Origin of the sequence: Henriciella sp. (genome assembly GCF_049649345.1) — a bacterium.
In the GTDB taxonomy this organism is placed as follows: domain Bacteria; phylum Pseudomonadota; class Alphaproteobacteria; order Caulobacterales; family Hyphomonadaceae; genus Henriciella.
This window is the reverse complement of the sequence record NZ_JBARZC010000338.1, coordinates 1-18,801: the sequence shown is the minus strand read 5'-3', so window position 1 is coordinate 18,801 and position 18,801 is coordinate 1. Positions and strand designations below refer to the sequence as shown.

Here is an 18,801-nt window from a genome sequence, read left to right as displayed (position 1 = left end):
GACGAAGGCAAGACGCTGCCGACCCTGACGTTGTCGGAGAACCCCGACATCCTCGCCACGCTTTCGAAAAAACGGAAGAACCGCCCCGGCCTGGTCATAGGCTTTGCGGCGGAAACCCATGACGTCGAAGAACTCGCCATCGCCAAGATGAAGCGCAAGGGCTGCGACTGGATCGTCGCCAATGATGTGTCCGGCGATGTGATGGGCGGGGAGGATAATGAAGTTGCTCTCGTCACCCGCGGCGGTGTCGAGCGCTGGCCGCGCATGGACAAGGCCTCGGTTGCCCGCCAGCTTGCCGATCGTGTCGCCAGTGCCCTGACAGACCCGGACGGCCACAAGCTCGCCGCTGAATAGCCGGCGCACTTGCATTGGCCACAGGCCGGCCGCCGGGATATAGTCAGGGCAGGCGGTTTGTTTTCGATTTCAGGATGACTTAAGCCGGAACCAGATCGCAATGGAAACAGCGTGCCTACGCAGCCTCGGCGCGCATCAGGGAAATACAGGACATGGCAGGCCAGTCGCCGCATTCGCGTCAGCTCATCTTCGTCGTCGGAATGCATCGCTCCGGCACGTCTGCCCTGACGCGCTGCCTGAACCTCCTGGGCTTCAAGGTGGCCGAAGACCTGCTGCCTGCCAATGATGCCAATAAGAGCGGCTTCTGGGAATCGCGGGCCGCGCTGCGTCTCAATGAGCGGCTGCTGGGGAGCCTCGACCGGGTCTGGTATGACCCGAAGCCCATCCGTCTCGATGTACTCGATAGCGAACCGCACGAAAACTTCGTCTCCGGCGCCGAAAAAATCCTCAAGGATGAGCTCGAGGGCACCGATTTGGCTGTTCTGAAGGATCCGCGGCTATCCCGGGTGCTGCCGATCTGGCGCGAAGCGGCTGAACGGCTCGGCTATCGCTGCGCAGCCCTTCTGGCCGCCCGGCATCCAATTGAAGTGGCAAACTCCCTGCGCAAGCGCGATGGGCTGGAACCGGCGCACGGGCTGAACTTGTGGATCACCTATATGCTGGAAGCCGAAGCAGTGACGCGCGACATGCCGCGTCATGCGGTGGTCTATGAACAGCTTCTGGACGATTGGCGGGCAGCCTTGCGGCCAGCCATGAACGCAATCGGTCTCGGCAAACTGGCCAATTACCGGAGCGGCTGGCGCGCCATATCCGCCTTCCTCGATCCCGGTCAGCGCAATCATAAAGCCTCGCAGGGTGATGAAAATGGCGGACTGCCGGAAATCGAGACCGCGCTGGCGCTATACCAGCGTTTGTCCGCCGATCTGACACTGGAGCACGGCGAGACTTATAACGCCGTTCGCGCCCGCTGGGCCGCCGACTGGGCGGGCCGAAGCAGCGGTGATGCGGCATCAGACTATTTTCTTGCGATCGGGGAAGGCTATGTCCGCGCGAGCCTGCACGCTCGCAGTGATGAGAAGCCTGACAAGGCCCGGGACTGGCTCGAAAAAGGCGTCGCCGCCTTTCCTGAACGCGCGCAACTCCCGTACGAACTTGGCCGGCTGCAATTCGTCAGTGAAGAGTTCGATGCGGCGAGGGCGAGCTTCGAAAAAGCGATCGATATCCAGCCAGCCCACGCCGTCTTCTACCATCATCTCAGTCTCACGCTCGGCCGGCTCTGCGATGTGGACGCCGCGCTCATCAGAGCGAATGAGGCCCTGGAACGCGACCAGTCGACGCCGAACTTCTATCAGAATGCAGGCAGCCTCCTCCTGCGCAAGGGCGATGCAAATGGCGCCGAAAAAGCCTTCAGAAGCGCCCTCGCCATCGACCCTAAATTCGCGCCGTCCCTGCACGGGCTGAGCCGGGTGCATGAGGAGAAAGGCGATATTCCGAGGGCCATCAAGGCGTCGCAAAGGGCTGTGCAACTCTTGCCATCCCATCCGGGCTTCGAGAAGCGGCTGGCCTATCTCAAAACCCGCGTCGCAAACGTCTCTTGAAGACAGACTGTGGCGGAAACGGAACCGCCCGGCGTTTTTCTGTGTTTGCCTATACGATATGACAACTCTTGCAGGCCAGAATGGACCTGTAGACCGGACAGAATGGACGCCAGCCAATGAGACTTATCATCTTCTACTTTGCTGCCATTGCGGCGCTTTACATTGCTATCCCGGCAGCACTCGGATCAGCGGCGGCCGAAAAACAGGACGCACCGAGCGAAGCGGTTGAAGTGCCCACGGCGACGGCCTCCGAAACGGCGTCGGACCCCACCAATGAACGCCCTGTCGAGGCCGATGCCGTCCCGCTCAGCATTGAGCTATTGGCGGCCTGAGGCAAACCTCGCCCCGCACGCTTGACTCCTCATGCGAGTCCGGAGCCTATCCAGCGCATGAAAAACGTGACTGTTGCGGTCAAGCCGCTCCCCCATTTTGAAGGCCTGCCGCTACCTGCCTATGAGACGCTCGGCGCCGCCGGCATGGATATTCGCGCGGCCTATCCGGAAGGGGAGGCTTTCGAGCTGAAGCCCGGCGAGCGGACCATGGTCCCGACTGGCCTCGCCGTGGCAATCCCCGAGGGGTATGAGATCCAGATGCGCCCGCGTTCCGGACTTGCAGCCAAGCACGGCCTGACCTGCCTGAACTCGCCCGGCACGATCGACAGCGATTATCGCGGCGAGCTTAAAGTCATCCTGATCAACCACTCAGACGAAACCTTCACCATCGCGCGCGGTGAACGCATCGGCCAGATGGTGCTTGCCCCGGTGACCAGGATTGTCTGGGAAGAGGTCGACAGCCTGCCTGAGACGGTGCGGGGCGAAGGTGGGTTTGGCTCGACGGGTCGTTAGCGCACCGATTAGCGCTTGCAATTTCGCCAAAGCCTCCCTATTATCGAATTACGATAAGAAAGGGTCGCCCGATGGAAATCAATTCGCCGTTTACGATGATCGTCATAATTGTGATGATCGCTGTCACCGCCGGGGTGATCAACAACTGGATCAAGGTAAGATCCGAACGCGAAGACAGCGCTGCCAGCGAAGAGGAGCTTTTCCGCCTGCGCAAGGATGTTGAACGCTTGAGCGAGCGCGTCCGTGTGCTTGAGACGATCGCGACCGACAAGGACGAGCGTCTGCGCGACGAAATCCGCCGTCTCGCCTAGTCCTGCCGCCTAGAGCAGTTTCGTCTCATCCTGCGCGAATTTTGCGAGCAGATAGGCGTCTGTTTCCTCGATCGTCTCGAGCTTTCCAAAAGCAAACGCATTGCGATCGATCACCATATCTCGCGGCCTGAGCGCGCGTGAAATCTCCAGCCCCTCAAGCGTGCGCGCCCGTGAAAACGCCACATAGGCCTGTCCGTGCGCGAACATGCCCCGGTCAAAATCGATGAAAACCTTGTCCAGCGTCAGCCCCTGCGCCTTGTGGATCGTCACGGCATAGGCGAGCCTGAGGGGCACCTGCTTGAAGGTCCCCACCACTTCGCGTGAGACTTTTTTCGTCTCCGGGTCGAGCTCATATTTATACTTTTCCCACGCGGCCGGCTCGATCTCATAGATGTGGCCATCAAGCTCTACGAGGACATTCTCGCCCTTGAAGCCATCTACAGTCGCGAGCGAGCCATTCACCCAGCGCCCCTCGGGATCATTCTTGATCAGCATCACCCGTGCGCCTTCCTTCAGTTCAAGGTCGGCTTCCGTGGGGTAGGATTTTTCGTCAAATGTGCCCTGGATCTTCGCGGCGAGTGAATGCGGCTTGCCCGGCAGGTCCTCAAGCCGCGCCTGGTTGATCCGGAAGGCGTTCGCATTGTTCGGGGTCAGCACGACATGTGTCTCGCTGGCTTCGACCGCACGCCGGTTCGACACGACAGACTGGAGCAGCCGCTCATCGGTGGGCGTCAGTCGGCCCTGCCGCATCGCGCCAAGCAGCGCCAGAAAGCGCGGATCTTCCTGGCGGAACACGTGTTTCAGCGCGAGCAGGGCAAACTCGGCGTCCTTGAAACAGGGCGCGTTGAAGAAATAATGTCCGCCATAGCGCTCGTTCAGAATCTCGCTTTCTTCGCCGCGCGCCACGGGCGGCAGCTGGTGAAGATCGCCCGACAGGATCATGCGAACCCCGCCAAAGGGGCGTTTCGAGCCGCGATTGAGCTGCAGGCTCTTGTCGATCGCGTCCAGCATGTCAGCACGCACCATCGAGATCTCGTCGATGATCATTGTCTCGATCGCCTTGATGAGGCGCACCCCGCGCAACCGCTTCACGTCCGAATGCTCGATCAGGCGCGGCGGGAATTTGAAGAAGGAATGGATCGTCTGCCCGCCCGCATTCATCGCCGCGACACCTGTCGGTGCGAGCACGACGGTGTTCTCACCGGCTTCGGCCAGGAAGCGGCGCAACATGGTCGTTTTGCCGGTGCCGGCGCGGCCGGTGAGGAAGAGATTGCCCTGCGCCCCCGCGCCGCGCGCCACCCAGTTGGCGGGCGCAGAATAGATCGTATCGGGCAGGAGGCTGGTGGGCGAGTCAGTCATTGCCTGTAGCCTTAGCGGCATCCGGCCTGCTAAGCGAGACCATGGCTTTGACCCCTGAGCAGCTGGACCGTCACAAGCGCCATATCCTGCTCAAGGAGATTGGCGGCCCCGGCGTGCAGAAGCTGCTCGGCGCCAAGGTCTCGATTGTTGGAGCCGGCGCGCTCGGCGGGCCCTGTGCGATGTATCTGGCCGCTGCGGGCGTCGGCGAAATAGAGCTCTGGGACAATGATCTTGTCGACCGCTCGAACCTGCAGAGACAGATCCAGTTCACCGAGGATGACATTGGCAAGCCGAAGGTGAAGCGCCTCGCCGGGCGCCTCAAGGCCGCAGCGCCGGATTGCCGCGTGCCTGAACGCCAGCAGCGCTGGAACGAAGCGTACACACTCTCAGGGTCGATCATCATCGACGCCACCGACAATTTCGAAACGCGGTTCGCGCTCAACCAAGCCGCTCACGCGACCGGCCGACACCTCGTTTCAGGCGCGGCCTCACGATGGACGGGGCAGGTGTCTGTGTTTGCGTCGGGCGTCGAAGCGGACGCACCTTGCTATCAGTGCTTCGTGCCCGAAACCCCGCCAGAGGCCGAAGCCTGCGAGGATGTCGGCGTGGTCGGTCCGGTCACAGGCATGATCGCCTCACAGATGGCGCTGGAGACGCTGAAACTGATTACCGGCGCGGGAAAACCTCTGATTGGAAAGCTGGTTCTGCTGGACGGTCTTGGCGGTGTGCCGCGCGCGGTGACGCTCAGCCGCGACCCGGACTGTCCGGTGTGCGGCGGGTGAATCTTTCCTTTGACTTGGCCCGCAATTAACGGTTTTACCAGCGGGGGCGGGGTGTGTAGAGGGAGAATAGAACCTTGCGGAAACTGCTTGCTGTTGTGCTTACAATTGTCGCAGTTCTGGCTGCAGGCTGGCTCGCGCTACGGCGCCCCGATGTGCCCTATGACACGCTTGAGAGCGCCTACTCACTTCCCAATTCACGTTTCGAGACGATCGACAATGTGAAAATCCACTTCACCGATGCAGGGCCGCGGGATGCGCCGGCTGTCATCCTGGTTCACGGGTTCGCCGCCTCTGTGCACACGTGGACCTATTGGCAGGACGTTTTGGACGAGACCTACCGCGTTATATCCGTCGACCTGCCCGGGCATGGGCTCTCGCGCGTCCCCGAAACCGAGCCCGTCAGCCGTGATTATTACGTCGAGATCGTCGACGGCTTGGCCGACGAGCTCGATCTGGAGCGGTTTGCCATTGCAGGGTCATCCATGGGCGGCGGCGTTGCCTGGAATTATGCGCTTGCCCACCCGGACCGCGTCGAGGCGCTTGTTCTCGTCGATGCGTCAGGCTGGCAGGCCAGCGCTGAAGACAGCGAGTCCACGCCTTTCATTTTCAAGCTGCTGCGCATTCCGGTCATGCGCATGCTGATCCGCGATCTCGATCTGTCCAAGCTGGTTGAGGATGGGCTGAAGGACAGCTTTTCCGACCCGTCTTTTGTGACGCCGCAAATGATCGAACGGTATAGTGCCCTCTCGCGGGCCCCCGGCCACCGGGATGCACTGCTCGCGATTTCGGCAGACCGCAGCAAGGAAGATGCTGCCAGCCGCGAAAAGCTCGGTGCGATCCGCGCGCCGACGCTCATCCTGTGGGGCGACGAGGACAATCTCATCCCTGTTGCGCTCGCCAGGAAATTCGAGGCCGCGATTCCGAACGCCGTGGCAATCATCTATGAAGGCGTGGGTCATATCCCGCAGGAGGAACGCGCCGCGGAAAGCGCGGGCGATGTGAAGGCCTTTCTGGACGCTGAGCTCGCAGCCATACACTCCGCTCCCGACGATGGCGACATCGACACGTCCGGGGGAAGCCCAGCAGAAATCGTCAATACGATCGCTCCGGACGGCTAGGCAAAAGCCGGCCAAGGCGCTGGCCGGGGGCAGTCTGTGCTGGCGCCGCTGTGGCGAGTCACATTGTTGAGATCAAAGAGCCCGTCCGGTGGATGGCCGGTCTGTTCAGGCCGCCGCGTTGGCCGCTTCAGGGCAAAGGATCACCTTGATTTCTGAAGCGTTTTCCGCCTTGCGCAGGGCGTCGCGGAGTTCTGGCTGGCGCAGCGTCCGGCTGACTTGGGCCAGCGCGCGCAAATGGTCTGCGCCCGAGCCGACAGGTGCGATCAGCATGAAGATGAGGTCGCAGGGCCGGTCATCGACAGCGTCGAAATCGACGCCCTCATTCAGCCTGACAAAACCGCCAATCGGATGCGGCAGTTTTTCGATCCGCGCATGCGGGATCGCCACGCCTTCGCCAACGCCGGTGGAGCCGAGGCGCTCGCGCTCCATTACGGCCTCAAAGATATCGCGCGCATCGATCTTGGTGCGATCGGACAGGGCCCCGGCCAGAAGCGTCAGGGCCTGTTTGCGGGTCTCCGCAGACACAGGATCAAGAATTGCGCCTTCACTCAGAAGGCTCGTCAGATCAGTTGCCATGGCTTGCCAGGTTTCTTCAGGAGGTTTTGCTATCGTTTGCCGGGTCGACCCAGCCTATATTTCCGTCTGGTCGTCGGTAAACCATATTCAGGCCCGCATGTTTAGCATTGCGGAACATAAGAGACGGTGAATCCGCCAGTTCCAGCTGCAATACGGCCTCAGAAACTGTCATTGTGCGAATTTGAGAGGCTGACTCTGCCACGATCACAGGCGCTTCGCCGTCTTCGCCTGTATCTTCTATATCGTCTTCAGCGGTGCCTTTCAGCACAAAGGCGGAGGCCGGTTCGGTCGGGAACGGATCGCGGCCATTCTTGTGATGGTCTTTCAGCCGGCGTTTATAACGGCGCACGCGTTTTTCGATCTTTGCGAGCGCTTCTTCGAGCGCGACATAAGGGTCGCTCGCCTTGCCGGACGATTGCAGGATAATCCCGGACGGGAGGTGAACATTGCAATCGATTTCGGTTTCGTGGCCGTTGGGACTGACGGTGACATGACCATCAAATTCCCGGTCGAAGTATTTGGTAACGGCTGCTTCCAGACCTGTCTCGATGCGGCTGCGTAGCGCATCGCCAAGGTCCATCTTTCGTCCTGCGATTTGTATTTGCACGGAACTCTCCGATAACGAGGTCCTACTATAACGCCCCAATCAGGGAAATCGAGACCGCGGCGTCCTAAAAATCCTGGTGCTGAGAGTCAATGACTCCGCAACAGGAGCTTATGCACTTGCTTTCAACTTCCGGCGGCGCTGTACGCTCGAGGGAATATTGAGGCTCTCACGATACTTGGCCACGGTCCGTCGTGCAATCTCAATGCCAAATTCTGTCAGAATTTCAACAATCTGGTCGTCGGAAAGGATGTTTTGGCCTTCCTCGTCCACCAGTTGCTTGATGCGATAGCGGACAGCTTCGGCAGAGTGCGCTTCGCCGCCGCCCGTGCCCGGGATCGATGCCGAGAAGAAGTATTTGAGCTCGAACAGGCCGCGCGGCGTGCCCATATATTTGTTCGAGGTGACGCGGCTGACAGTGGACTCGTGCATCTCGATCGCATCGGCCACCTGTTTCAGGTTGAGCGGTCGCAAATGGGCCACGCCGTGTGCGAAAAAAGCATCCTGCTGGCGCACGATCTCGCTCGCCACCTTCAGAATGGTGCGCGCGCGCTGGTCCAGCGACTTGATCAGCCAGGACGCGTTCTGGGCGCATTCCGTGATGAATTCCTTTTCCTTTTCGCGCATCGGCAGCGTGGAAACCTCGGCATAGTAAGCCTTGTCCATCAGCACTTTCGGCAGCGTGTCGGAATTAAGCTCGACGGCGAACATACCGTTCGGCATTTCGCGAATAAACACATCGGGCGCGACCGCGATTGACGGGCCGCTCGAGAAAGCACCGCCCGGCCGCGGTGTCAGCGCGCGCAGCTCTGCCATCATGTCGATGACGTCTTCCTTGTCGACGCCGCACGCCTCGCAGAGCCCCTTGATGTCGTGCTTGGCGACGAGGTCGAGATTGTCGAGCAGCGCCTGCATGGCCGGATCCAGCCGGTCGAGTTCCTTCAGCTGCAGGCCGAGGCATTCCTCGATCGTGCGGGCCATCACGCCGGTCGGGTCAAAGCCCTGGCAGACCTCGAGCACCGCCTCGACATTGGCCGGGTCTGCGCCGAGCGCACTGGCCACTTCATCGATATCGACCTTGCAATAGCCTGCATCATCGGTCTCATCGACGAGGCGGGCACCGATCAGTTGGTCGGCCTGTGAGAGGCCGGACATCTTGAGCTGGTCGTGGAGGTGCTCGTGCAGGGACTTCTCTGAAGAGAGCGAGCCTTCGAAATCATAATCGTCACCTGAAAAACTGCCGCCACTGCCAGCCTGCGACCAGTCGGTCTTTGCTGACGGGCCGGAGGTTTCATTGGCCGTCTTGCCGCTGTCGGAATTGGTGCCGCTCTCATAAAGGTCATCGCGCGACGCATCCATCGCCTCGCGCGCTTCGTGGAGGGCGGAATTGTCATCGAGCGTCAGCTCTTCGCGCTTCGAGGCCGGCTCGATTTCTTCCGGCGTGTACTCGTCCCGCTCGCCTGCTTCGCCGCGTTCCAGAAGCGGATTGCGCTCAATCTCGGCCTCGACGAATTCGGCAAGTTCAATATTGGATAGCTGTAGCAGCTTGATCGCCTGCTGCAATTGCGGGGTCATCACCAGGGACGTTCCCTGGCGCATGTCGAGACGTTGTGAAATGGCCATGGGCTTTTACGCTGCGAACCGTTCGCCCAGATAGACCCGACGCACATCCTCGTTGGTCAGAACATCATCGGGCGAGCCTTCGAACAGCACGCCGCCATCATAAATGATGGATGCCCGGTCAACGATCTGGAGCGTCTCTCGCACCTGGTGGTCCGTGATCAGCACGCCAAGACCGCGCTGTTTCAGATAACCAACCAGATCGGAAATATCCGAAACGGCGAGGGGGTCGATCCCGGTGAAGGGTTCGTCCAGAAGCATGAAACTCGGCCTGGAGGCGAGGGCACGCGCAATCTCCACACGGCGGCGTTCACCACCTGACAGGGAAGTTGCGGCCTGCTTGCGCAGATGCGTGATGTGCAATTCGTCCAGGAGGGCATCGACTTCAGCCGCACGCGCCGACTTGTCCTTTTCGACAAGCTCGACGACCGAGAGGATATTCTCCTCAACGCTCATGCCGCGGAAGATGGATGCTTCCTGAGGAAGATAGCCGACACCCAGGCGGGCACGCTGGTACATGGGAAGGGTCGTCACGTCCGCACCGTCGATCGAAATCGAACCGGCATCAGCCGCAATCAGGCCCATGATCATGTAGAAGCAGGTGGTCTTGCCAGCGCCATTCGGCCCGAGCAAACCAACCACTTCACCGCGCTGGAGCGACAGGGAGACGTCCTTCACGACCTGACGCTTGCCAAATGACTTGGCAAGTCCGGTCACGATAAGGCCACTGGCCGTGTCCGTCATCCTGATAGTCCTCCCACTTCGCGCGGTGCGTTACCCAGCCCCGGTTCTAGGGCAATAGGCTTAATATCCGTTTAGACGGGTCCGGCGAATTTCATCAATTCCCTGCCGCACCTTCGCGCTGGTTCGGATTGATGTTCATCTGGACCTGGCCGCCGCCGCCATCAAGCACCGTGCGGCCTTCCGTCAGATTCATGACGAGCTGCTGGCCGGTGGCCACGTCCTCGCCGCGAATGAGCACCACTTCACCCGTCAATGTGATCGTATCGCGTGCCGCATCATAGACGCCGCGGTCACCGGTCGCCTTGAGGTCCGGCGTGACGTAGAAAACCTCGCCGACCGCTTCCATGGATTCAATGTCGCCAAATCCGGTCAGGCCGCTCGTTTCGGTCCCGCCAGAGCCAGCATAATTGATGGTAACGCGATTGGCACGAAGCCGCGCTGTGCCCTGCATGATATCGACATTGTCGATCAGGACGACCTTGCGCTGGCGCTCGAGCACCTCGCTCTTGTCGGCATTGACCTTGATCGGGCCGCCATCGCCGGAAACCTGGGCCACGGCCATGGGCGATGCCATCACAGCGACGCCCGCCAGGGCTGCAAATACTCTATTCATCACCACCACGCTCCTCATCACTGGCCTCTTCGCCGGGACTGGTTTCTGTCGTTTCTTCTTCGTCTGCCCGCCCATCCGGGAAGATCGTCATCTGGACGCGGCCACTCAACAGCACCCGGTCGCCTTCGTCTACAATCTCATATGAATCGGAACGCACATCGCCAAGGGGCCCGGTCCCGCTTAGCGGATCGATGCCTTCGATGCGGCCTTCCTCGACAAGCATCCTGGCCGACGTCGAGTTGAACTCATAGCCTTTCGCATTGACCAGCCGGACATCCTCATAGAGCGCCAGAGACTGGTCATCCTGGTCGTATAGCCCGGCCGGGGCGGTCACGACGGTGCCGTCTTCGCTGACAAGTTTGGGATTGGACAGGTCGATCTTCTCGCCGCCGCCGCGACGCCTTTGGGCGGTATCGGCTGTGATGACGAAGGAGCGGCCGGCAACATCGCGCCCGGTAAAGCGCGGATTGACCATGGTAACGACTTCGTCGCCCGACAGCTTCTCGATCGAGCCGGTCGAACTGGACACCGCATTGGCCGCAAGATGCCCGACCATGATCCCTGCAGCGATGGCCGCGCAGGCTGTAAAACCGAGCCGCATCAGCGCCACCATGGAGGAGCGCCTGCGCGCCTGCTCCAGCGTCATCTGACGCCGAGGCTCCCAGAGGCTCAGCGCCTTTTCGGTGTCTGCGGTCACATCCATAATGTTGAATTTACGTCAGATTGCGGCGATTTGATAGCGGGGGCTGCATGATGTTCGGCCGATATTTCCCTGACGACATAAGCCGGGAACGGCACCGGCCTAGCTATGCGCGAAAATATCGGTTTCCGGCCAGCCTTCGAGGTCGAGTTGGGCGCGCACAGGCAGGAAGTCGAAACAGGCCTGCGCCAGATCCATCCGTCCTTCGCGCTTCAGCATGTCTTCAAGGCCCTGTTTGATTGCATGCAGGTGCAGCACGTCACTCGCGCAATACTGAAGCTGCGCATCGCTCAGGGTTTCTGCGCCCCAGTCGGAAGACTGCTGCGCCTTGGACATGTCGACCCCGGCAATCTCACGCGAGACATCTTTCAGGCCGTGGCGGTCTGTATAGGTGCGCGAGAGTTTCGACGCGATCTTGGTGCACCAGATCGGCGTACAATCAATGCCCAGCCAGTGCTTCATCATCGCCACATCGAAACGGGCGAAATGGAAGATCTTTAGCTTTGAGGTATCGCTCAGCAGCGCCTTGAGGTTTGGGCAATCAAATGACCGGTCGAGCTGGACGACGTGCGCGCTGCCATCACCGGCTGACAGCTGGACCACGCAGAGCGCATCGCGGATCAGATTGAGTCCCATGGCTTCGGTATCGACAGCGATCTCGTCGCCAAAGCTGACACCGGCGGGCAGATCGCCCTTATGCAGAGTGATATTGTTCATCCGCCGGGACATACCGCGTCTGCGTTAATACGCAATTGTTGGTCTGTATGAGATTTGCGGATTGCCCGCGGCGGGAGCGCCTATTGCGGTGTCGAGGCCGAGCGGATGTCGCCATTCTTGCTGGCGAGCTTGACGCTTACAATATACGCCTTGTCCGCCTGCATGCCTGCCAGGATCAGGCCCGCCTGATCGGACGGCATGAGCCGCAGGAAGCCTGCTGCAAAGCCCGGATCCATCTGATTGAAGATGCTGGCCGCCTGGTCCGGCTTCATCGCCGAATACATCTGGGCAAGGTGCTGGATGTCGTTGTCGGCACTGGTCGTCATGGTCTTCCAGCGCTCATCGATGGTCTGGCGCAGCGAGGCGAGTTCAGCCGCCTGCTTGTCGAGCTCCTGCTCGCGTGCGCGCAGCTCCAATTCCTGATCCTGCAAGGCGTCGGCACGGGCTTTCAATGCTGCCTGGTCGGTCGCAAGCGCACTGGCCGCTTCTCCTGTCAGGCAAAGTTCGGTCGGTGTCTCTTTGGCCCGTGTCTCAGCAAAGGCAGCCGGAATGACGTCGTCCGGCGCGGCGGCAAGGCTTGTCTCCTCCACCTTGCTGTCCTCGGCGGATGCGAGTGTGCTGGGCAGGATGCGCGTTGCCCCGCCAATGGTGAACAGGACGCCGAGCGTGATCAGGACATGAGTGCGTGTGCCTGTACCCGCCATCGCCTATCTCCTTCCGCCGGCTGCAGATATGACATCGTCTTCGAACAGAAACTCGGTATCGCGCGATGATCGAGGCGACATCGCGCCGCGCGATGCCTGGGATTTCACGTCCTGCAGGAGTTGCTTCATCTGCCGGGATTCCTGGCGCGCCCGCTGTAGCAGATCGACCATTTCGGATTTTATCTCGGCGTTTGCCGCCTGCGCCTTGCGGCCAAGGTCGGCTTCCGATTGCTCAAGCGAGGCCTGCAGATCGGCGAGACGCTTGCACGTCTTTTCAGCGTCCTGCGTGGCCTGTGCCAGCCGCCCGGCCAGCTCGCCGGCCTGAGCGCGTGTCTCATGGGTCGCCGAAGAGACAGCCGCGACAGATTTGTTCATCGCCATGATGGTCGCGCCAAGCCCGTCGCGCGTGTCCTGCAGCGTCTTCAGCCTGCGGCTCAGCACGATGCAATAGACGCACGCCGCAAAGGAGACGAGGAAAAGCGCGATATCTGTCGGCTGGATGGCGAGGGATTCAATCATCTCAATAGAAATTCCGTAATGAGGACGCCGTGTGAGACGTCCCGGCCAAGCACGAGCTCAGCGCGATGGCCGAGCTGTTCGCGCATCCGCGGATAAAAGTCTGCGGTCTCGAAATCACTGAGCTCGACGGCGCGCAGATAGGTCACGAAAGCATCGGCGAGCATCGGCTCGGCGTCCTTGATTTTGTCGGCGTCGCCTTTCTCCGTGATGATGGAAGCCTGGATTTTCACAAACCGTGTGGCCGGCTCGTTGCCGATTGTGACGATGAATTCTTCAAGCGCTACGTATTCCTGGTCTTCCCGGGCCAGAGGCGCCGAATGGGCTGCGCTCGCCGTGTTTGTCGCGGTGCAGGCCGGTGATTCGGCCGTCACGCTCGGTGAAAGAAAGAACACGACACCAAAGGAACAGGCTGCTGAGACGACCGCCAGGATCGCCCAGTTCACAATGTTTCCGCCTGATTTCTTCTCAGGAGCGGTTTCCGTTTTTCTGGCGTCGTCCGCCATCAAGCCCCTCGCAATGATTAATCCATCAACGAGACTGCTTTAGTAACTTCTCAGTAAAGGAAGCGTTAACAATTTCGGCTGAAAAATTAATCATTCCAGTCAAGGGGTAATTTGTGCGGGGCTGTAGTTCACCATGAAGTTTTTCGACACGCTGAAGTCGCTATCTCTCGGGCGGCAGGTCGCGCTCGGCGCGGCCGTGCTTGCCGTGATCTTCACGATGAACTTCCTCGTGAAGGGCGCGGTCACCGAACCCAAGGCGCTGCTCTATTCCGGGCTGCAGGCCAATCATGCCGGCGAGATTGTCGATGAGCTCGAAGGGCTCGGCATCGATTATGAGATCCGCGGCGGCGCTATCTTCATCCCGCAGAGCAAGCGCGACGAAGTCCGCTTTGCGCTCGCCCGTCAGGGCCTGCCAAAACAGTCCGTGCAGGGCTATGAGCTGCTCGATGATGTGAACGGCTTCTCGGTGACCTCCGAGATGTACAACGCGGCCTACTGGCGGGCCAAGGAAGGCGAGCTGACGCGCACCATCCTCGCCATTCAGGGAGTCTCTTCGGCGCGGGTCCATATCGGGGCGAGTCTCAGATCCGGTTTCTCGCGCTCGGCGCCGGCCCAGACTGCCTCCGTGACGCTGACAACGGCCTATGATCTGACAGCTGACCAGGCCGAAGCGATCCAGTATATGGTTGCCCTCGCCATATCCGGGCTGAAGCCGGACGACGTCGCCGTCATCGATCCTGAAAAAGGCCTGATTGCCGGGCCGAATGTCGACCGCATGGAGCAGCCCTCCGTCGTTGCCAACTCGGAAGCGGCCGCGCTTGAGCAGAAGATCATGCGCCTGCTCGAAGCCCGCGTGGGGCCTGGCAATGCCCGCGTCTCGGTCAGTGTCGATGTCAATCGCCAGCGCCAGCTCATCTCGGAAAAGACAATCGATCCACAGTCCCGCGTCGTCCGCAGTCGCACCAGTAATGATGTCAGCGAATCCAGTTCAGCCGCGAATCCGGGCGCCATCACCGCCTCAAGCAACCTGCCGCAGCCGGCAGGTGGCGAGAGCGGCGGCAATACAAGCACGATGAAGAATTCGACCGAAAGCGTCGATTATGAGTTCAACGAGAAGCGCACGGAAGTCGAAATGCTGCCGGGTGAGATCCAGCGTATCTCGGTCGCTGTCCTGCTCAATCAGGAGGCGCTGGCCCTTGGTGAAGGCACCGGCGATGTCGCCGCCGCCTCCCAGCAGGTGATCGAGAACTTCCAGTCCCTGATCCTGTCAGGCGCCGGGCTCGACGAAGCCCGCGGCGACTCGCTTACGGTCGAACTGATGCCCTTCCAGACCCCGCCCGCCCAGGACCTCGTTACCGCGCCGGGCATGGTCGAGACGCTGATGTCGAAATACTTCTGGTCCGGCTTGCAGGCGCTCCTGCTTGGTATCGTCGTCATCGTGCTTGCGCTTGGCGTCGTGCGCCCGCTTCTTGGCTCGAAACCGAGCGATGCGTCCGGCGGGCAGGGCAATTTGCTTGAAGGGCCAGCCGGAGGCGCCGCCGCTCAGGCTGATCCGTTCAACTACCTGTCCGACTATACGCGCGAACGCCAGGACGACACGGCCGCGCTCCTCCAGTCATGGCTCGATGAAGATCGCAAGGCGGTGGTGAATGAGTGAGACCATCTTTGCCAATCTTCCGAGCTTTGACGGGCTTGCGGACGGCCAGACGCCGGGCCGCCTGAAGTCGCGCAAGGCGCAGGAAGCCGAGCGTGCGGAACAGGAAGTCGAAGCCAAGGATGCGAGCTTCAAACGCCAGATGACGGCGGTTGAAGCGACGCTCAATTCGCTGGCTGACAAGATCACTGCCGTCGAGGCCGAAGCCCGCCAGCAAACCAATGAGACGATCGTCGCGATTGCAGGCCGGCTCTTCCCGGAGCTTTCGAAACGTTTCCTCGCAGACGAAATCGCGCTGCACCTGCAGGCGCTGGTGCCGGCAAGCGCAGTCGAAGTGGAAATTCGCGCAGAGCCCGACCTGCTGGATCGCCTGAAGCCTGTCGTCGAGCGTTCAAACAGGCTCGCCGACGTCTGCAAGCTGACACCGGAAGACGCGCCGGAAGGCGAACGGGTCGAAGTCTCGTGGAAAACCGGCGGTATCAGCTTCGACTTCGATGGCCTGCTTGAAGCCTGCCTCAAACACATCGATACCACGCATTCAGCAATTGGAGCTCAGTCCTGATGGCCAATCCGCAGCAAGCCGATGCAGAACCAGACAGCGCAGAACGGCGCGACCCGTCGCCGGAGAACCAGTTCCGCCGCGCGATTTACGGCGTTCCCGTCACGCTGACGGTCTCGATCGGACAAAAGAAAATGAGCGTATCGGAAGTGCTGCAACTCGCCCCTGACAGCATTGTCGCGCTCAACAGCAAGATTGAAGATCCGGTCACCCTGATGGTCGACGACAAGCTGATCGCAAAAGGCGAGCTGATCGAGACCGAAGAAGGCGGTATTGGCGTCAAGATCACAGAAATCGTGGAAGATGCTGATGATGCGGCTGGCCCCTAGCCAATCCGGTCATCTGCTTGCGGCCCCCTATGTGCGCTGGATCTGTCTGCTTGCCTTTGCCCTGCTGATCGCGCTCGGCGCGCAGGCGCAGGAAGCCGCGCCCGATGCGGGCAATGCGTTGAGCGGTCTGCTCGGTCAGCAGACAGAAGGTGGCGGCCTCAGCGGTTCCGTCATCATCCTGTTCCTGACGGTGACGGTGCTGAGCCTGGTGCCAGGCCTCGCCATGATGGTCACCTGCCTGCCCTTCATGGTGATCGTCTTTTCCTTTGTCCGCCAGGCGCTCGGCGTCCAGCAGGCCCCGCCAAACATGATGATCATGGCGCTCGCCATGTTTCTCACCTTCTTCATCATGGAGCCAACCTTCACAGAGGCCTGGGCCAATGGGCTTGGGCCTTACACTGAGGGTACGATCGACGAACAGGCCGCCTGGCAGGGCACCACAGCACCGTTTCGTGACTTCATGAGCCTTCGGGTCGATCCGGAAACCGTGCCCGTGCTGGGCGACGCGCTGAACCGGCCCGTGATCGATGGCGAAGAGCCCTCTTTCTCGCTGCTGTCGACGGCTTTCATGCTGTCCGAGATCAAGCAGGCCTTCCAGATCGGATTCGTCATCTTCCTTCCATTTCTTGTTATTGATCTCGTCGTAGCTTCGGTGCTGATGGCGGTCGGCATGATGATGGTGCCACCAACGGTCGTGTCACTGCCTTTCAAGGTCGGGTTTTTCGTCCTTGCCGATGGCTGGCTGAAGATCACAGAGGCACTCATTAGAGGGTATGCGGGATGAGTACGGCAGAAAAACAGAGCCCATCCAATGTGACGCGCCTGAAGCCGCGCGGGCAGGCCGGCGGGGCCCGGACGACCGGTTCGATCACGCCGGCCCAGCGCGCCGCTGTCATCGTCGCTGTGCTCGGTGAAACGGCCGCCAGGCCGATTGTCGAGAAACTGGACGATGCCGCCATGGCGCAGATCGCAGCCGGGCTCGAAACGGTCAATTATCTCGAACGCGACCAGCTGATTGAGATCGTGATGGATTTCCTGCAGCATTTGCGCGCCTCAAGCGGCGCCTTCAGAGGCGGCAAGGAGCGGGCCCGTGAGATTGTCGGCACGCTGATCGATGACAGCCGGCTCGACAAGGTTTTCGGCGGCGGCGGCGTGCATGTTGAGGCTTCAGAGCTGCCTGTTGAGGACAGCGATGTCTGGGACCGGCTCGAACAGAAAGATCCTGAAGCGGTCGCTGAGTATCTCAGAGGCCTGACCCCGAATATCGCAGCCCTCATCCTGCGCAAGCTCGATGTCTCGGCGGCGTCGGAAATCGTGGCCCACCTTGAAGACGATGGCCTTGATCAGACGTTTGGCTTTCTGGTCGAGGTGGAACACTCTGATCCTGAAATCGACGCGGTCATCGCGCGCATGATCGAGATTGAATTCCTCAAGAATAGTGACGATGAGGATGAGGACGACGACGCCAACCTGGAATCGGTCGGTGAGCTGCTGAGCCTTATCCCGAGTGCCAAGCGCGACCGGCTGCTGGCCTTTCTCAAGAGCGAGTACGAAGCCAAGCTCGAAAGCATCGAAAAAGTCCTCTTCACCATCGATGGCCTGCCGGACATGCTGCCGCGCAATTCCGTGCCTGTCGTCTTCCGCGAGCTCGGAGAGGATGGCGTCGTGCCGGTCCTCTCGACGCTCACCGGCGAGCTGGAGCCCGTGGCCGACTACCTCCTCAGCAACATCTCCTCGCGCCTGGCGGACCAGTATCGCGAAGCGGTGGATGATCCGAACCGGAAAACGATTACCGACGCAGAGGAGTGCCAGCGTGAATTCCTGACAGCCCTCATGTCGCTCAAACGGCGCGGGCTGATCACGATGGAGAGAGCGGCCAAGGATGACGCATAGTCCGGCCGACAAAAGGAAAGGGCGCCCCTCGAGGCGCCCTTATTTATTCTGTTTTCAAATGGAAGTGCCCGGCCTAGCGGACGATGAGGTCGGCATGGATCGCGCCGGCGGTTTTCATCGTGCGGATGATGTCGGCCATTTCCTGCGGGCTCACGCCGAGCGCATTGAGGCCGGCAATCAGCTGCGACAGCGTCACGTTGGGATCAAGCGTTGCGATATTCTTGCTGCCGGTCTGGTCAATCGAGATCTGCGAGCGTGGCAGGACAATGCTCTCGCCTTGCGAGAAGGGATTGGGCTGGGAGACGACAGGCGTCTCGACGACTTTGATCGAGATATTGCCCTGGGCGATGGCGACCTTGGAAATGGTCACGTCCTCGCCGAGCACGATCGTGCCGGACTGCTCATCGATGACAATGCGCGCAGGCACAGCGACTTCGATTGGCAGGTTCTCGATATTGGCCAGCACGCGCGCCGGTGAGCCGTCAAACGCACGAAGATCCAGATCGACCGTGCCCGGGTCGCGCATATAGGCAACAGGCACGCCCATGGCGCCGTTGATCGTATCCTCGATACGTGCCGCCGTTGTGAAATCAGGATCGCGCAGGGCCAGCGTCAGGGACTGGCGGTTGTTGAAGTCATAGCCGACCTCGCGCTCGACGCGGGCGCCGTTCGGGATCGCACCCGTGGTCGGGATTCCGC

The 18,801-nt window shown here is 60.6% G+C and carries 24 protein-coding genes; 12 read left to right on the top strand and 12 right to left on the bottom strand.

The window, feature by feature from the left end; genetic code table 11:
• From WA989_RS09280 to WA989_RS09260, 5 genes are all read left to right on the top strand, one after another.
• The coding region (locus WA989_RS09280; RefSeq protein WP_424340218.1) for a phosphopantothenoylcysteine decarboxylase at positions 1-354 on the top strand (354 nt) is incomplete at its 5' end.
• A 152-nt stretch (positions 355-506) separates the two neighbouring features.
• On the top strand, positions 507-1,952 hold the full coding sequence (locus WA989_RS09275; protein ID WP_424340217.1) for a tetratricopeptide repeat protein: 1,446 nt from the start codon (positions 507-509) through the stop codon (positions 1,950-1,952).
• 116 nt (positions 1,953-2,068) lie between these two features.
• A complete protein-coding gene (locus WA989_RS09270; RefSeq protein WP_424340216.1) occupies positions 2,069-2,284 on the top strand; it encodes a hypothetical protein in 216 nt (71 codons plus the stop codon).
• A gap of 57 nt (positions 2,285-2,341) precedes the next feature.
• Entirely contained in the window at positions 2,342-2,797 is a 456-nt protein-coding gene (gene dut, locus WA989_RS09265) for a dUTP diphosphatase (protein WP_424340215.1), read from the top strand.
• A 71-nt stretch (positions 2,798-2,868) separates the two neighbouring features.
• On the top strand, positions 2,869-3,108 hold the full coding sequence (locus WA989_RS09260) for a hypothetical protein (protein ID WP_424340214.1): 240 nt from the start codon (positions 2,869-2,871) through the stop codon (positions 3,106-3,108).
• A 9-nt stretch (positions 3,109-3,117) separates the two neighbouring features.
• Here WA989_RS09260 and WA989_RS09255 read toward each other — a convergent pair whose 3' ends face one another.
• A complete protein-coding gene (locus WA989_RS09255; protein WP_424340213.1) occupies positions 3,118-4,467 on the bottom strand; it encodes an ATP-dependent DNA helicase in 1,350 nt (449 codons plus the stop codon).
• 41 nt (positions 4,468-4,508) lie between these two features.
• Between WA989_RS09255 and WA989_RS09250 the strand changes: the two genes are divergently transcribed.
• Positions 4,509-5,249: a HesA/MoeB/ThiF family protein gene (locus WA989_RS09250; protein ID WP_424340212.1), complete on the top strand. Its 741-nt coding sequence runs from the start codon at positions 4,509-4,511 to the stop codon at positions 5,247-5,249.
• Between the two features lie 74 nt (positions 5,250-5,323).
• Complete coding sequence (locus WA989_RS09245; RefSeq protein WP_424340211.1) at positions 5,324-6,367, top strand: alpha/beta fold hydrolase; 1,044 nt, start codon at positions 5,324-5,326, stop codon at positions 6,365-6,367.
• Between the two features lie 105 nt (positions 6,368-6,472).
• On the opposite strand, the gene WA989_RS09240 is transcribed toward WA989_RS09245, so the two are convergent.
• The 10 genes from WA989_RS09240 to WA989_RS09195 all read right to left on the bottom strand — a co-directional run bounded on the left by WA989_RS09240 (position 6,473) and on the right by WA989_RS09195 (position 13,667).
• The gene (locus tag WA989_RS09240) at positions 6,473-6,943 is read right to left on the bottom strand and encodes a PTS sugar transporter subunit IIA (RefSeq protein ID WP_424340210.1); all 471 of its coding nucleotides are present in this window, start codon (positions 6,941-6,943) and stop codon (positions 6,473-6,475) included.
• 16 nt (positions 6,944-6,959) lie between these two features.
• On the bottom strand, positions 6,960-7,550 hold the full coding sequence (hpf, locus tag WA989_RS09235; protein WP_424340209.1) for a ribosome hibernation-promoting factor, HPF/YfiA family: 591 nt from the start codon (positions 7,548-7,550) through the stop codon (positions 6,960-6,962).
• 108 nt (positions 7,551-7,658) lie between these two features.
• The gene (gene rpoN, locus WA989_RS09230; protein ID WP_424340208.1) at positions 7,659-9,170 is read right to left on the bottom strand and encodes an RNA polymerase factor sigma-54; all 1,512 of its coding nucleotides are present in this window, start codon (positions 9,168-9,170) and stop codon (positions 7,659-7,661) included.
• A 6-nt stretch (positions 9,171-9,176) separates the two neighbouring features.
• Positions 9,177-9,911 (bottom strand): LPS export ABC transporter ATP-binding protein, encoded by a 735-nt coding sequence (gene lptB, locus WA989_RS09225; RefSeq protein WP_424340207.1) that lies wholly within the window; start codon positions 9,909-9,911, stop codon positions 9,177-9,179.
• Positions 9,912-10,005: 94 nt separating this feature from the next.
• Entirely contained in the window at positions 10,006-10,524 is a 519-nt protein-coding gene (locus WA989_RS09220; protein ID WP_424340219.1) for an LptA/OstA family protein, read from the bottom strand.
• Positions 10,517-11,221: an LPS export ABC transporter periplasmic protein LptC gene (lptC, locus tag WA989_RS09215; protein ID WP_424340206.1), complete on the bottom strand. Its 705-nt coding sequence runs from the start codon at positions 11,219-11,221 to the stop codon at positions 10,517-10,519. The genes WA989_RS09220 and lptC overlap by 8 nt, the downstream gene beginning before the upstream one ends.
• A gap of 105 nt (positions 11,222-11,326) precedes the next feature.
• The gene (locus WA989_RS09210) at positions 11,327-11,941 is read right to left on the bottom strand and encodes a ribonuclease D (RefSeq protein ID WP_424340205.1); all 615 of its coding nucleotides are present in this window, start codon (positions 11,939-11,941) and stop codon (positions 11,327-11,329) included.
• Between the two features lie 80 nt (positions 11,942-12,021).
• Complete coding sequence (locus WA989_RS09205; protein ID WP_424340204.1) at positions 12,022-12,645, bottom strand: MotE family protein; 624 nt, start codon at positions 12,643-12,645, stop codon at positions 12,022-12,024.
• 3 nt (positions 12,646-12,648) lie between these two features.
• Positions 12,649-13,164: a hypothetical protein gene (locus tag WA989_RS09200; RefSeq protein ID WP_424340203.1), complete on the bottom strand. Its 516-nt coding sequence runs from the start codon at positions 13,162-13,164 to the stop codon at positions 12,649-12,651.
• Positions 13,161-13,667: a flagellar basal body-associated FliL family protein gene (locus tag WA989_RS09195; protein ID WP_424340202.1), complete on the bottom strand. Its 507-nt coding sequence runs from the start codon at positions 13,665-13,667 to the stop codon at positions 13,161-13,163. Before WA989_RS09195 ends, WA989_RS09200 begins: the two co-directional genes overlap by 4 nt.
• A 133-nt stretch (positions 13,668-13,800) precedes the next feature.
• Between WA989_RS09195 and fliF the strand changes: the two genes are divergently transcribed.
• Genes fliF through WA989_RS09170 form a run of 5 tightly spaced genes read left to right on the top strand, consistent with a single transcriptional unit; the run spans position 13,801 to position 18,102 of the window.
• Positions 13,801-15,324, top strand: coding sequence for a flagellar basal-body MS-ring/collar protein FliF (fliF, locus tag WA989_RS09190; protein ID WP_424340201.1), 1,524 nt, complete (start codon positions 13,801-13,803; stop codon positions 15,322-15,324).
• A complete protein-coding gene (locus WA989_RS09185; protein ID WP_424340200.1) occupies positions 15,317-15,883 on the top strand; it encodes a hypothetical protein in 567 nt (188 codons plus the stop codon). The genes fliF and WA989_RS09185 overlap by 8 nt, the downstream gene beginning before the upstream one ends.
• Positions 15,883-16,209: a FliM/FliN family flagellar motor switch protein gene (locus WA989_RS09180; RefSeq protein WP_424340199.1), complete on the top strand. Its 327-nt coding sequence runs from the start codon at positions 15,883-15,885 to the stop codon at positions 16,207-16,209. The genes WA989_RS09185 and WA989_RS09180 overlap by 1 nt, the downstream gene beginning before the upstream one ends.
• Positions 16,190-16,993, top strand: a complete 804-nt coding sequence (fliP, locus tag WA989_RS09175; protein WP_424340198.1) for a flagellar type III secretion system pore protein FliP — start codon at positions 16,190-16,192, stop codon at positions 16,991-16,993. The genes WA989_RS09180 and fliP overlap by 20 nt, the downstream gene beginning before the upstream one ends.
• On the top strand, positions 16,990-18,102 hold the full coding sequence (locus WA989_RS09170; protein ID WP_424340197.1) for a FliG C-terminal domain-containing protein: 1,113 nt from the start codon (positions 16,990-16,992) through the stop codon (positions 18,100-18,102). The genes fliP and WA989_RS09170 overlap by 4 nt, the downstream gene beginning before the upstream one ends.
• Positions 18,103-18,175: 73 nt before the next feature.
• On the opposite strand, the gene WA989_RS09165 is transcribed toward WA989_RS09170, so the two are convergent.
• Positions 18,176-18,801: flagellar basal body P-ring protein FlgI (locus tag WA989_RS09165; protein WP_424340196.1), on the bottom strand; the 626-nt coding region annotated here is incomplete at its 5' end.